Source organism: Bacillus sp. FSL E2-0195 (assembly GCF_038003645.1).
Taxonomy (GTDB): Bacteria; Bacillota; Bacilli; order Bacillales; family Bacillaceae_G; genus Bacillus_A; species Bacillus_A mycoides.
Window position 1 is genome coordinate 1845375 of the sequence record NZ_JBBOPN010000001.1, and the last position, 14285, is coordinate 1859659.

General features: G+C 34.2%; 14 protein-coding genes. 9 read left to right on the top strand and 5 right to left on the bottom strand.

Going from position 1 to position 14285, the window contains the following annotated elements; genetic code table 11:
* Positions 1-55 precede the first annotated feature (55 nt).
* From cydA to MHH59_RS09555, 6 genes are all read left to right on the top strand, one after another.
* Positions 56-1459: a cytochrome ubiquinol oxidase subunit I gene (cydA, locus tag MHH59_RS09530; protein ID WP_340851143.1), complete on the top strand. Its 1404-nt coding sequence runs from the start codon at positions 56-58 to the stop codon at positions 1457-1459.
* Positions 1446-2462, top strand: a complete 1017-nt coding sequence (gene cydB, locus MHH59_RS09535) for a cytochrome d ubiquinol oxidase subunit II (protein WP_002126907.1) — start codon at positions 1446-1448, stop codon at positions 2460-2462. Before cydA ends, cydB begins: the two co-directional genes overlap by 14 nt.
* A complete protein-coding gene (gene cydD, locus MHH59_RS09540; protein ID WP_078178914.1) occupies positions 2462-4183 on the top strand; it encodes a thiol reductant ABC exporter subunit CydD in 1722 nt (573 codons plus the stop codon). Before cydB ends, cydD begins: the two co-directional genes overlap by 1 nt.
* A complete protein-coding gene (gene cydC / locus MHH59_RS09545; RefSeq protein WP_002126913.1) occupies positions 4180-5904 on the top strand; it encodes a thiol reductant ABC exporter subunit CydC in 1725 nt (574 codons plus the stop codon). The genes cydD and cydC overlap by 4 nt, the downstream gene beginning before the upstream one ends.
* Positions 5905-6099: 195 nt before the next feature.
* Entirely contained in the window at positions 6100-6321 is a 222-nt protein-coding gene (locus MHH59_RS09550; protein ID WP_002031341.1) for a hypothetical protein, read from the top strand.
* Positions 6322-6565: 244 nt separating this feature from the next.
* Positions 6566-7015 carry a DUF6376 family protein gene (locus MHH59_RS09555; RefSeq protein ID WP_002012340.1) on the top strand — a complete coding sequence of 150 codons (450 nt, stop codon included), beginning with the start codon at positions 6566-6568 and terminating at the stop codon, positions 7013-7015.
* A 35-nt stretch (positions 7016-7050) separates the two neighbouring features.
* On the opposite strand, the gene MHH59_RS09560 is transcribed toward MHH59_RS09555, so the two are convergent.
* The 3 genes from MHH59_RS09560 to MHH59_RS09570 all read right to left on the bottom strand — a co-directional run bounded on the left by MHH59_RS09560 (position 7051) and on the right by MHH59_RS09570 (position 8927).
* Positions 7051-7389, bottom strand: a complete 339-nt coding sequence (locus MHH59_RS09560; RefSeq protein WP_002135751.1) for an EamA family transporter — start codon at positions 7387-7389, stop codon at positions 7051-7053.
* Entirely contained in the window at positions 7382-7723 is a 342-nt protein-coding gene (locus tag MHH59_RS09565; RefSeq protein WP_002086172.1) for an EamA family transporter, read from the bottom strand. The genes MHH59_RS09560 and MHH59_RS09565 overlap by 8 nt, the downstream gene beginning before the upstream one ends.
* A 202-nt stretch (positions 7724-7925) precedes the next feature.
* Positions 7926-8927 (bottom strand): S66 family peptidase, encoded by a 1002-nt coding sequence (locus tag MHH59_RS09570; protein ID WP_078206892.1) that lies wholly within the window; start codon positions 8925-8927, stop codon positions 7926-7928.
* Positions 8928-9146: 219 nt separating this feature from the next.
* Between MHH59_RS09570 and MHH59_RS09575 the strand changes: the two genes are divergently transcribed.
* Complete coding sequence (locus tag MHH59_RS09575) at positions 9147-10100, top strand: D-alanyl-D-alanine carboxypeptidase family protein (RefSeq protein WP_002086170.1); 954 nt, start codon at positions 9147-9149, stop codon at positions 10098-10100.
* 248 nt (positions 10101-10348) lie between these two features.
* Positions 10349-10948, top strand: coding sequence for a nitroreductase family protein (locus tag MHH59_RS09580; protein WP_002086169.1), 600 nt, complete (start codon positions 10349-10351; stop codon positions 10946-10948).
* A gap of 43 nt (positions 10949-10991) precedes the next feature.
* Here the strand turns inward: MHH59_RS09580 and MHH59_RS09585 are convergent, their stop codons facing one another.
* Positions 10992-11162 (bottom strand): hypothetical protein, encoded by a 171-nt coding sequence (locus MHH59_RS09585; protein ID WP_016126784.1) that lies wholly within the window; start codon positions 11160-11162, stop codon positions 10992-10994.
* Positions 11163-11879: 717 nt separating this feature from the next.
* Between MHH59_RS09585 and entFM the strand changes: the two genes are divergently transcribed.
* A complete protein-coding gene (gene entFM, locus MHH59_RS09590) occupies positions 11880-13193 on the top strand; it encodes an enterotoxin EntFM (RefSeq protein WP_340851145.1) in 1314 nt (437 codons plus the stop codon).
* A 167-nt stretch (positions 13194-13360) separates the two neighbouring features.
* On the opposite strand, the gene MHH59_RS09595 is transcribed toward entFM, so the two are convergent.
* Entirely contained in the window at positions 13361-14125 is a 765-nt protein-coding gene (locus MHH59_RS09595; protein WP_078178911.1) for an alpha/beta fold hydrolase, read from the bottom strand.
* Between the last annotated feature and the right edge of the window lie 160 nt (positions 14126-14285).

Genomic DNA, 14285 nt, shown 5'->3' on the forward strand with positions numbered 1-14285 from the left:
CATACAATTCAATCGATATTACGATATAAAAAAATATGAAGGAAGTGACTTTAGCATGGAAACGCTCGAATTGGCACGAATACAATTTGCATCAACAACGATTTTTCATTACTTTTTCGTTCCGCTGTCTATAGGTTTAGCTTTTATCATTGCGTTAATGCAAACGTTGTATGTGGTAAAGGGACAAGAAATTTATAAGAAGATGACAAAGTTTTGGACACAAATATTCCTTGTTAACTTCGCAGTAGGTGTAGTAACAGGTATTTTACAAGAATTTCAGTTTGGTATGAACTGGTCAACGTATTCACGTTTTGTTGGTGATGTTTTCGGACCATCACTTGCAATTGAAGGTTTATTAGCATTTTTCATTGAGTCTACATTCCTAGGTTTATGGGTATTCGGTGAGGATAAACTTCCGAAGCGAGTTCACCTTTTATGTATTTGGCTCCTCTCAATAGGAACAATGTTATCAGCATTTTGGATTTTAACTGCAAGTGCATTTATGCAGTCCCCGGTAGGATATGAAATGGCTGCAGATGGACGTGCGCAGATGAATGATTTCTTGGCGATTATTCAAAATCCACAACTATGGGTGCAATTCCCGCATACAATTACAGCGGCACTTGCAACAGGCGCATTCTTTATTGCTGGTGTTAGTGCATGGAAAATCGCAAAACAACAAGAGACTGAGGTGTTTAAGAAGTCTTTCCGAGTTTCTATCGTTGTTGGAACAATTTCAACAGCATTGGTATTATTTTTCGGTCATGCACAAGCGCAAAATTTAATTAAGACACATCCGATGAAAATGGCAGCAGCTGAAGCATTATGGAATACGAGTGAGGATCCAGCGCCATTTACAGTATTTGCAAAAATTGATACAGAGAAGAAAGAAAATTCGTTTGAAATTCAAATCCCTTATATGCTAAGTCTATTGTCATACGATAAATTTAGAGGTCAAGTAGAAGGAATGAATCAAATTCAAAAACAATATGAAGAAAAATATGGACCTGGAGATTATATTCCGCCAGTACATACTATGTTCTGGAGTTTTAGAGCGATGGTAATGAGTGGAACATTCATGCTTCTTCTAGGAGTGTACGGCTGGTTCTTATCAAGAAAAGATCGTTTAGCTGAAAAAACTTGGTATTTAAAATTAATGGTATATGCAATTGCACTACCGTTTATCGGAAATACAGTAGGTTGGATTATGACTGAAATGGGACGTCAGCCTTGGGTTGTCTTCGGTGTTATGAAAACAGAAGATGCAGTATCTCCAAATGTTTCATTTGGAGAAGTATTATTCTCTCTTGTTTCATTCACATCACTATATGTAATTATTGGAGGCATTACTGTTTACTTATTCGTTCGTATCATTAAAGGACATGCGAATAAGAAAACGAAAAAGGATTATCAAAGCCATGATCCATTTGATAAGGAGGAAGAGTATGTTATCTCTTAATGAGTTGTGGTTTCTAATTATCTCAACCTTATTCGTTGGCTTCTTTGTACTTGAAGGTTTCGATTTTGGTGTAGGAATCGTTTCAAGATTTTTAGGAAAGAATGATTTGGAAAAGCGTATATATTTAAATACAATTGGACCGTTTTGGCACGCTAATGAAGTATGGCTTGTTTGTGCTGGTGGCGCTATGTTTGCGGCATTTCCGCATTGGTATGCAACTTTATTTAGTGGGTTCTATATTCCGTTTGTGTTTATGCTTCTTGCATTAATTATAAGAGGTGTTTCCTTTAAATTCCGTGCGAAAATAGAAAACCATAAGTGGAAAAGTTTCTGGGATTGGGGCATGTTTATTGGAAGCATGCTACCTCCTATACTTTGGGGAGTTGCAATTGCAAACTTTATGACAGGTGTACCAATTGATGAAAGTAAAAATATGGTAGGCGGATTTATGAAATTACTTCACCCATTTGCATTACTTGGAGGAGTTATGTTTCTTCTTCTATGTATTGTTCATGGTTTGCAATTTCTTACTATACGTACAACAGGAAAATTACGAGAACGCGCACGTATTGCCGCAACAAAGATTGCACCTTTTGCATTAATAACACTTCTTGTTTTTGCAGCTGTAGGGTTATGGAAAACAGATATTTTCACTGCACATGGTTCAGAGTGGCTAATGGTTCCGATTGGAGCTTTTGTAGCACTATTTGTTTCTACTTTATTAAATAAAAGAAGAAGAGATGGTTGGGCCTTCTTTATGACAAGTTTAACAATCATTTTGCTAAGTGCAAGTGTGTTCATCGGTATGTTCCCGCGTGTCATGATTAGCTCATTAGGAGCGGTAAATGATTTGACAATTTATAATGCAGCATCAGGACCTTATGCATTAAAACTGATGAGCTATTTCTCTCTTGCTATTTTACCGTTTGTTATCGGTAGTCAAATATGGAGTTTCTATGTATTTAGACAACCTGTTAAGTCAGACAAAGATTTGGAGTACTAATGAAAAGAAAAAGAGGACTTCCGTCGTATCCTGGTAGCCGAGTTTTATATGTAACTTTAAGTCTTATTAGCATTTTAGAGGCGTGTAGTATCATTGCGCAGACAGTGTTTTTAGCACGAGCAATCACATTTTTATTTCAAGGAGAAACAGTGCAAGCTGTGCTAAATGAAACTGTTTATTTTGGAATCATGTTTGCAGCACGCCAAATGTTGGTGCGAGCATCGCAAATATTGGTTGAGCGTTTCGCTGAAAAAACAGGATTGGCATTACGTAAACAGTTAATAGAAGCATATTTTACATTAGGGCCGAGATTTGTCCAAACGAATGGGACTGGCCATCTGGTTACTTTATCGATAGAAGGTATTGAAAAATTTAAAACTTATATTGAATTAACAATTCCTAAAATGATTAGAAGTACTATCGTACCAGGACTAATTGTTCTATATGTTTTTACACTGGACATTAAGTCTGGAATCATTTTAGTTGTAACGATTCCAATTGTGATTATATTTATGATCCTTCTAGGATTAGCGGCGCAGAAAATGGCGGATAGCCAATATGAAACATATCGTGTACTTTCTAATCATTTCGTAGATACGTTAAAAGGGTTAGAAACATTAAAGTATTTAGGGAAAAGTAAACAGCACGAAGGAAAGATTGAAAAAGTAAGTAAACGATATAGAAAAGCAACGATGCGTACTTTGCGAGTTGCTTTTCTTTCTTCTTTTGCATTAGATTTCTTTACGAGTTTATCAATTGCATTTGTAGCAGTTGGATTAGGGATACGGTTAATAGATGGGACAATTATACTGTTACCAGCTCTTACGATTTTAATTTTAGCGCCGGAATATTTTCTGCCGATTAAGCAAGTTGGAGCGAATTATCATGCTACATTAGATGGACAACTTGCAATGGAGCAAATAGAAGAAATTTTACAGAAACAAAAAGAAATAGAAAAGAAAGATTCAAATGTAGATATAGTATGGAATTCTTCTAGTAGTTTGAAATTACAAGATGTAAAAGTAAATAATGATGAATCTGAAAAGGCTATATTAGAGGAAATTGATTTTACTTGGCAAGGTAACGGTGCTATAGGCATTATTGGTGAAAGTGGGGCAGGGAAATCAACGTTAATCGATGTGTTAGCAGGATTTCTACCTCCTTCGGGTGGGAAAATGTTAGTAAATGGTGTGGAAATTGGTGAATCTACTCGAGAAGATTGGCAAAAAAATATTGCTTATATTCCGCAGCAACCTTATATTTTTCCACTTTCGTTAAAAGATAATATTTGTTTCTATGAAACGAATACAACTGATGAAGAAGTTGAGAGAGTTATTAATGAAGTTGGTCTTCGTTCGCTCGTTGCATTATTACCACATGGGATGTACGAAAGAATTGGAGAAGGTGGACGTATGCTTAGTGGCGGACAAGAACAACGTGTCGCTATGGCACGTGCACTTTTAAGTAAAAAGCCAATCATTTTATTAGATGAACCTACAGCACATCTTGATATTGAAACTGAATTTGAAATAAAGCAATCGATGTTACGTCTGTTTGAAGGTAAGCTAGTATTTCTTGCAACGCATCGTCTCCATTGGATGAAGCAAATGGATCATATTCTTATTTTAAATAAAGGGGAAATTAAAGAAAGTGGAACATATGAAGAGCTTTTAAAGAATGAGACATTACATTTTCATAGGGAAGAGAGGGGAGAGCGATGAGTAACTGGATTAAACCTCATATACAGCAAAATAAAGGTAGAATGACGTTGACTATTTTCCTCGGGCTTCTTGGAGTTAGTTCAGGTGCGATGTTACTTTTCATTTCAGGTTATTTAATTTCTAAATCTGCTCTCAGACCAGAAAATGTAATGGTTGTATATGTTCCTATAGTTGCAACGCGTGCGTTTAGTATAGGGCAAGCTGTTTTTCATTATTTAGAGCGTTTAGTAGGGCATGACGTCGTTCTACGAATTTTAGAAAAAATGAGGACAAAACTATATAGAATTGTAGAACCACAGGCGTTATTTTTGCGCTCAAGATTTCAAACTGGTGATGTACTAGGTGTATTGTCTGATGATATAGAACATTTACAGAATCTATATTTACGTACAATATTCCCTAGTATATTAGCGTTAGTTGTATATAGCATTTTCGTACTTGTTATCGGTGCATTTGACTTAGTATTTGCACTTATCGCAGCTTGTATGTTAGCTGTTATTGTTTTTCTTCTTCCATTCGTATCACTACTTTTGATGAAACGACATCATGTTGCTTTGAAGCGAGGAAGAAATCGTTTGTATCAACAATTGACAGATGCTGTATTTGGGTTATCTGATTGGCAGGCGAGTGGTAGAAAAGATGAATTTATTAATGCATATGTAGAGCAAAATGTCCAGCTGTTAAAGACAGAAAAGAGAGTGAAACGCTGGTACCATATTCGAGACAGTATCATTCATTTAATAGTCGGCATTGTAGTTATTTCAATGATTATGTGGACTGGAAATCAAGCAGCAAGTGAACAGATTGCACCTACAGTTATTGCAGCGTTCGTATTAATGACATTATCTGTGACAAATGCGCTTATCCCTATATCAGATGCTATTGATCGAATTCCATCTTATGTAGAATCTGCTCATAGGCTTAAAAGCGTAGAAAGTGATAGCATTTTGCAAGATGGAAATGAGTTACCTGGAGATAAAGATTACGTTGCACAAAAACATATAGATATTGAACTGAGTAATGTGTCGTATAATTATCCGGATAGTAATGAACCTGTATTAAAAGATGTATCATTGCAAATAAAGGCAGGAAAGAAAATTGCTATTTTAGGTAGAAGTGGAACAGGAAAATCTACTTTACTAAAACTGTTAACTGGGGCGCTACGTCCGGTGAGTGGGCAAGTTATATTGAATGGTGAACAAGCTCGTACGGGTTTTTTGTCAAAATATATTTCTGTATTAAACCAAAAACCACATTTATTCGATACGACAATTGGAAATAATGTGCGGATCGGTAAACCAGAGGGTAATGATGAAGAGATATGGAGAGCTTTAGAGAAAGCACAGCTAGCACCGCACATTGCTTCTCTTCCTGATGGATTACAAACAAAAATGCATGAAATGGGAAAGAGGTTTTCTGGCGGAGAAAGGCAAAGGGTAGCATTTGCAAGAACTCTTATGCAAGAAGCATCGATTATTGTGCTTGATGAACCAACTATCGGTTTAGACCCTAAAACGGAATTAGCCTTAATAGAAACAATGTTTTCTGCAACAGAAGAAAAGACTGTTATTTGGATTACACATCATCTTGTAGGAATTGAACATGTAGATGAAATTATCTTCCTTGATAGTGGCCAAATCGCTATGCAAGGTAGTCACGAACAGCTACTGAAAGAAAATGAGAAATATCGTAGGTTATATGAGCTTGATAAAGGTATATAAGAATGAGATGCAAAAAAACACAAATTCTTGGTAGTTCAAGGTTTGAGTTTTTTTGTATTTGTGGTGAAATCATATAAGCCGTATAAGCTATTTGATCATGAAATGGTTATATATTGTTAGAAAGGGTGTTTAAAACCTATCCTTTCAAGGCAATACTTGAGCCATAGTGAAAGGATTGTTGGAAGGCGTGATTATATGTTTGAAGAGGATGGCATTGTTTTAATACTGGAGCCTGCTGATGAGCGGAATATGAGGAAATTTATTTTTACAGTACCGAAGTCAGTTTATGAAAAAAAAGAAATTTTATTACATTACGGAACACCTTTAGGTCAAGGATATACGGACATTATAGAAGATATTATTAGTGTACATATAGACATAGATATTATAACAGTAATAGGGCATGTGAGAGGATAAAGAGAAACTTTAATTAGTGAGAGTTATAAGTATCTGGAAAACAGACGTACTTAAAATAAGTATGTCTGTTTTTATATTTAAATGAAGATAGTTTCGAGGTACATGTTGAACAGGATAATAATGATTTTTCTAGAATTTATAAGAGGAAGATTAAAAAAATAAGATATGATGTGATAAAGTGTATAAGAAGAAAATAAAGTGTTTAAAAATGAATAAAAGTATGGCAATTATTTAGGAGGTAAAAATGAAGTTTACAAAAACAATGTTACTTTCAATTGTAGTTTCAATTGGTTTGATGGGATGTTCGCTAGTAGAGGAAGGGAAGAACTCCATAGATTACGCTCAAAAAGCGACAGACTATGTAAATGAAATAAGTGCATTTGCAAATGAAGCGCCAGCATTAGCAGAAAAGGCCGTTAATGATGGGGAAGCCCGGAAAGAACTAGAAACGAAACTTACTGAAATTAAACAAGATATACCAGCTTTTAATGAATTAACACCACCAGATGTAGCGAAGGATCTTCACCAGCAAATCGTCGGGTATAATGAAAAGTTAAATACATTAATTGATACATCTATGACAAAGATAGAGGAAGGGAAAATGAATGTAGAGCAGTTTAAAAACTCTGAGCTTATGCAGACGATAGAACAAGTTCGTGATTTGAAAGATAAGGTTCAAAATTTAGGGCAATAACAAAAAGATCCGTTTATCATAAACGGATCTTTTTGTTATTGAATACAATAGATGATTACACCAATGACAATAATAATGTTGCCAATGATTTTTCGTTTCGTGATTTTCTCCCCTAGGAAGTACCAACTGAAAATTAAAATGATGATATAACTTAATGATTCTAATGCAGATGCTTGCTTTAATGCCATGCCCTTTAAGGCGATCACATTTAATCCGGCATTAATTACAAATAAAAAGTAGCCGATGATAACATAAGGATTCACATATTCTTTTATTCTAGAATCGTATTGTTGTAAAGTAGCCTTTTTTAATAATATTTGTGAGTAATTGGCTAAAATTATCCCAAATATCAATAATAACATATAACTATTCATCTTTTGTCACCACCACAATTCCGACGATAATAATAGCTGCGCCAAGTATGTGATTCCACTGTATCGTATCTCCAAACAGGAATACTGACCAAAGCATTGACCATAGTATGATAATCCCACGGTGTGAATATGCTCTAGAAATTTCAAAGTTCTTAATGACCTGTTGCCATAGAATTGCATATCCGAATAAAAGTACAACAAGTCCGAAGTAAGCAATAAAAAATGAAATTGATGCAATAGGGAATTGAGATGCCCATTTCATGTAAACCATAATGATAGAATATATCAAGAAGGCTACATGTAAAAATACATAGTTTTTAATAGTTGGTTTCATATATTCACTCTCTTTTACTTTATATACACGTATGTAAACTCGATGTATATAATCAATAGCTTCTTATTATATATAAAAGGCATATTGAAATGATTTTTGTTTATTTCTTCACATTCCAAAATATATAGTATCATGTCTTCTAATGTAAAACAATAGAAGGCAATGCGTAGCTTTAGAGCTGAAAATAATAGAGCTAGTAGAGTTAGATTTTCCACTGTTCTATAATTTGTATCGTTTTATTGGTTGCATCCATCTCTACTTGAATACCTATTGGCAAAGTAATCATTGGATGAGTATGACAACAATCAAAATCGGCTAGAAAAGGAAGTTTTTGATTTTGTAATACTTCTAATAATATTTCATAAGGTTTTCTATTTGTACCACAATCATCAAATTGCTCATGTTTTCCAAGGATGATACCTGAAACTTTATCAAAAACGCCGTTAATTTTAAGTAATGAAAAACTTCTTTCGATAGTAGCTGCATCTTTTGAGCTATCTTCAATAAAGAGAATGTCACCATCTTGAATAAGTGGCATATAGGGGCTACCCCAAATACCTTGTATAGTATTTAAATTCCCACCAATAATACGTCCAGTAGCTTTCCCACCAATTACTGAAATCCAATTGTTCGGTCGAAGATCTTTTTCTTTCGTTTTTTCTTCCCAATTAATAAATTCATCTGACCAAAATAACGGCTGGTTTATGTTGTAAGGAAGGTGTTGATCAGTTAATAAAGTATCCGCAAAATATTTGTACGTGCAATCTACGAAAGGCTCAAATTCACCAAAAGAAGGAACAAGTGCTGGACCATAAAATGTAGGAATTCCTGTTTTTGCATAAATTCCTAGTAATAATGCTGTTGTGTCTGAATAGCCAATCATTATTTTAGGATTCTTTTGAAAAGTCTCATAATCAATATAAGGTAATAATGAATTTGAATTCAGTCCCCCAATTGTCGACATGATACAAGAGACGTTAGGGTTTCTAATCAAGTCATTTAATTCCTCAGCACGCTCTTTAATGCTCCCGGAACGATAATAATCATATTGACCTGTTAGTGAACCTTCTAATATATGAAATCCTTTCTGTTCTAAGTATAATTTTGCGCGCTCAAATCTCTTTGAAGAAGTATAGGTTACTGGTGAAGAGGGAGAGTAGATGCCAATGGTATCGCCATATTTTAATGCTTTTGGAAGTATCATATGTATAAATCCTTTCTATTATATAGTGTTTTTGTGTTTAAATGTAATTGAATATTCTTATATTTCGTTGTTTTTAGTGTAACACATATGAAAAAGAGAACGAGGTTGAAATTATAATTGTTATAGATGAATAAATATGCTTTTTACCTTGACGATATAAAGTAATTGTTGTTATGGTTAAACATGAGTGTATAAAAGGTTTGTTAAAGGAGTTTTAGAATGAAGCGGTTAAAATGGGGAAGATTAACAATCCTATTAGTAGTAATTCTGGGTATATGTTGGTTCTTTTTCCAAGGAGTTCAAAAGAGTGAAACAAATGTAGATACTCAGCCTTTACAAGTGGCAGAGCTACCTAAAACAGGGCTATCTGAAAAAGTAGTTCCACCAAAATATATACCACCAGAAATTGATGCAAAAGCAGCTATTATTATCGATGCGAGTAATGGAGAAGTTATTTATCAAAATAATGAAAATGAAGCTGTTGCCCCTGCTAGTATGTCAAAAATGATGACAGCATATCTCGTTTTAGAGAGTATACATAATGGGAAAGTCCACTGGGAAGATCCAGTGAAAATAAGTGCAAAGTCGGCACAAACAGAGGGTGCAAAAATCCCGATGCAAGCAAATGATACATTAACTGTTAAGGACTTATATCATGCGTTAATGATTGAATCGGCTAATAATTCGGCTGTCGCTTTAGCGGAACATGTAGCTAAGACAGAAAAAAACTTTGTTCAACTTATGAATGAAAAAGCAAAGCAGTTAGAAATGTCAGATAAAGCTAAATTCGCGAATGCTTCCGGATTACAGGAGCCCGACGGAAGTGAAACGAAAATGACAGCAGCTGACGTAGCAAAATTAGCGTATCATCTTATAAAAGACTATCCAGAGATATTAGAAGTGACTCACTTACGTCAAAGTCAGTTAGCATTTAATAATGTTAATGTTACAAGCACAAATGAGATGTTAAACAAAAATAATAAAGCTTTATATATAGAAGGAATAGACGGATTAAAAACAGGATTTACAGATAGCGCAGGGTATTGTTTTACAGGTACTGCAAAACAAGGTGATAATCGCATTATTACAGTTGTTATGGGGACAAAAAGTAAAACAAAACGTTTTACAGAAACAAATAAATTAATGTCCTATGCATTTCAATTGCTTAATTAGGTGAAGAAAGAAGTAATTTAGATTGTTATAAAAATAAGACAGACAGTTTATTGAACCTTGATTTTGGTGACAATAAACTGTTTTTTTATTTTTTGACGTATAGGAAGTGAAAACTCAAGTGATATCATTTGAGTTTGTTTTTGTTTGTTGATATTATTAAGTTAAGAACTTATTAATAATAAGTTCGAGAGGCATTATATGCTTCGTACATATGATACTGCCTCAAATGAAAATTGGAGGGAATTGTAATGGCAAAAGATTTTTACTCAGCAATTGAAGACAGAAGATCTATTTACGCGATTAGTAAAGAGCAAGTAGTTTCTGATGAAAGAATTCAAGAAGTGATTTATCATGCTGTGAAACATACACCTTCGGCTTTTAATTCTCAAAGTGCAAGAGTTGTTGTATTACTAGGTGAACAACACGACAAATTATGGAATGTTACGAAAGAAACGTTACGAAAAATTGTACCTGAAAATAATTTTGCACCTACGGAAGAGAAAATGAATGCATTTAAAAGTGGCTATGGGACAGTTTTGTATTTTGAAGATAGTAAAGTAGTAGAAAGTTTGCAAGAGAACTTTGCACTATACAAAGATAATTTTCCTACATGGTCTCAGCAATCTTCTGGAATGTTGCAATTTTCGATTTGGACAGCATTAGAGATTGAAGGTTTTGGTGCTACATTGCAGCATTATAATCCGTTGATTGATGAAGAAGTAAGGAAAGAATGGGATGTACCTGAAAACTGGAAGTTAACTGCGCAAATGCCATTTGGTAAACCGGTAGTTTCGGCAGGAGATAAAGAATATCAGCCATTAGAAACTCGTGTGAAAATTTACAAATAAAATAAAAAATAAAAGGTGAACAGAGATATAATCTGTTCACCTTTTATAAGTAGTAAGGATTTTTTTTGTAGGGATTTTTCATCTGATTTTTTAATTTGTTTTTACGTGTTTCAATAGTTGATACTTTTTGTAATGTTATAATTGAAACGAATTGAAAAAAAGCATAGTACAGTTCTATATTTTTATTTATAGGATCATCTATTATGTTTTTCATAAATATATCTCCTTTTTTTATCTCACTATTTGCGGGCAGTAAGGCTTCCATATCAAAATTCAATGATACGTATAGAATACCGACCTGTAAAAGTTCGATTGGTTTCAGTGTGGGGTGAATAAAATTTGTATGGATTAAAATCCTACTTTAGATATGATAATATAAATATCCTGAAAATTCCATGGATAGTGAAAAATAGATAGTGGAATGTGCATTTTCGTCAAATTAGAACAGAATTTTTGGAGTTAAATCTTACAAATCGTCAAACCTTTTAAAAACGATGGATAATATCAAAAATAGTTTTCTAAAAATATTATACTATTGATAAAAAAAGCATTTTTTGTCATGATAAGAGTATGCTTCATGGAAGGGACTTTACTAGAAAATACATTCTTTGCATTGTATTAGATTAATAGAGTTTTTTAAAATGGATAGCAAAAGAAAAATATATATTAAGATAATGAATGGAATGTCGAATTTTCAATGAAATACATAAGAAATTTGAAAAAAGCATTGCAAAAACACACTGTTTAATGATAAAGTTCACATGAAGTTCACACTAAATTCACTTCAATCGTTTAAAATAAACGATGTGTGAAAAATAAAACTCTTGCTAAAAAATGGAACTGGATGAATATTTTACTTTGATAATATTGTAAAGTACTAAGTTTATAGTTTTCTCAAGAGGATAGTAGGGAAAGGAAGTAAAGACAACTTATGAAAAAAGTAATCGCAGGTTTAGCAGCAGCATCTGTAGTAGGTGTAGCAGTTCCTGGAATGGATTCTGCTCATGCACAAGTTTCAAATGATGCGCTAAAAGAAATTAATGGACAAACTCAAACTCAAACGACTGTAACTGAAACAAAAACGGTAGAAACAACTTCTGAATTAAAATACACAGTAACAGCTGATGTATTAAATGTACGTTCAGGTGCTGGTACAGGACATAACGTTATTTCTAAAGTGAAATCAGGTCAAGTACTTCAAGTAATTGGACAAGAAAACGGTTGGTTCAAAGTTAGTGTAAATGGTCAAACAGGTTATGTAAGTGGGGACTTCGTAACAACTGGTGGCAATAAAGGAACTACTACTAATGTTCAGCAAGGAACAGGTACTTACACAGTAAACGTTTCTTCATTAAACGTACGTACAGGCCCAAGTGCATCTCATACTGTTTTAGGTTCTGTAAATAAAGGAAAAACAGTTCAAGTTGTAGGTGAAGTTCAAGATTGGTTTAAAATTAACTTCAATGGTGGAACTGGATACGTAAGCAAAGACTACGTAACAAAAGGTGGTTCAGCTGTATCTAACGAAACTCAGCAACCAACTACAAACAACAACAATACTACTACAGTTCAAACTGGTGGATCATATGTTGTTAACACAGGTGCTTTAAAAGTACGTACAGGTCCAGCTACATATAACCCTGTAATTGGTGGGGTAACAAACGGTACAGTATTAAACGTTACTGGCGCTGAAAATGGTTGGTATAAAATTAACCATAATGGCCGCACTGGTTACGTAAGTGCAGACTTTGTTAAGTTTGTAAAAGGCGGAGTGAACAATGTAGTTACTGGTGGTAACCAAGGTACGAACCAAGGTACGAACCAAGGTACGAACCAAGGTACGAACCAAGTACAAAAACCAACAGCACCAACAGGTGGAGATACATCTTCAATCGCTGGATTCGCTAGATCTTTAAATGGTTCACCATACAGAACTGCTGGTACAACACCTGCTGGTTTTGACTGCAGTGGATTCATTCACTACGTATTAAATCAAACTGGTCATAAAGGCGCTCGTCAAACAGTTGCTGGATACTGGAGCTCTAAAACAAAAACTAGCAATCCACAACCAGGTGATTTAGTATACTTCCAAAATACTTATAAATCAGGTCCTTCTCACATGGGCGTTTACTTAGGTAATGGACAGTTCATCAGTGCAGAAACTGACGCAACTGGTGTACGCATTAGCTCTGTAAGCAACTCTTACTGGAGTAAGCACCTATTAGGTTACACAAAAGCATACTAAGAAAAAGTATTTTATATACTTTTCGTATAGAGAAAAGGCTTTCCAGGGAAACTTGGGAAGCCTTTTTCATAGTTGGATAAACTAACAGTATAGTAGTATTTATCCTGCTATTTGCGGGATAATAATCAGCGGGGGATGGACAAATCCCCGCTGATTAAAGTTTCACTTTATGTCAATTTTCCATGCAAAAACTTAGCATATAAATCATGAAAATAGTTTGGACGGAATAAGTTTGCTGCATGACCTGCTAATGGAATTTCTTTATATAAAACGTTCGGAAGAATGGACTTCAAATCAAAGAGACAAGATTTATAGAGATGATCATGTTCTCCCATCACCCATAATATAGGATGGGGAAGTGCTTTTAATTTAGATTTTAAGTCGAATTCTAAGCGGTGTCGTAATGACTCAGCAATAATGGACGAGTGTAATTGTAATCCGAAACGGTAATAAATATTTCGTGAAATAACAGCGAACGGATTTGCCCTTAGTATTCCACTTGGAAAAATAGTACTAGCATACTGAGAAAGCCAAGATGAATATTCATCACCACGTTTTTCCCAAAATTTCTGAAAAACATTATATAAACGGGAAGGGTTATTATAATGTCCACCAATATGACAAATACTCAATACTTTTTCTGGATGCCTTTGTGCAAATGTCGTAGAGATATAACAGCCGTAGCTTAGAGCACAAATATGAGCCTTTTTAATTCCCTCTTTTTCATACAAGTTCAATAATTGATCTACGAGGCGCTGTATTGAAAAGTCGATAGCTTCTCCTTTATCGTCGCCGTGACCTAATAAATCATAAGTTATAATGTTGTAGGAGGCAGAAAATCGTTTATGCTCTTTTTTGAAGGCGCGGCGATTTCCAACTAATCCATGAATAAAAATGATTGTTTCCTTTTCGGAATGTTTATTTGTTTGCAAAAAGGATACTCCTTTCAATGCTGGAGATTTATATAGTGTTTTAAATTAGCTAATTGATAAAATTAGTTATATATTTTCTATGCGTAGTCTATAATTTACATAGAATAATAATAAGTACCAGGTAATAATATCAGATATTTATACTTGTTGTAAAGATGAG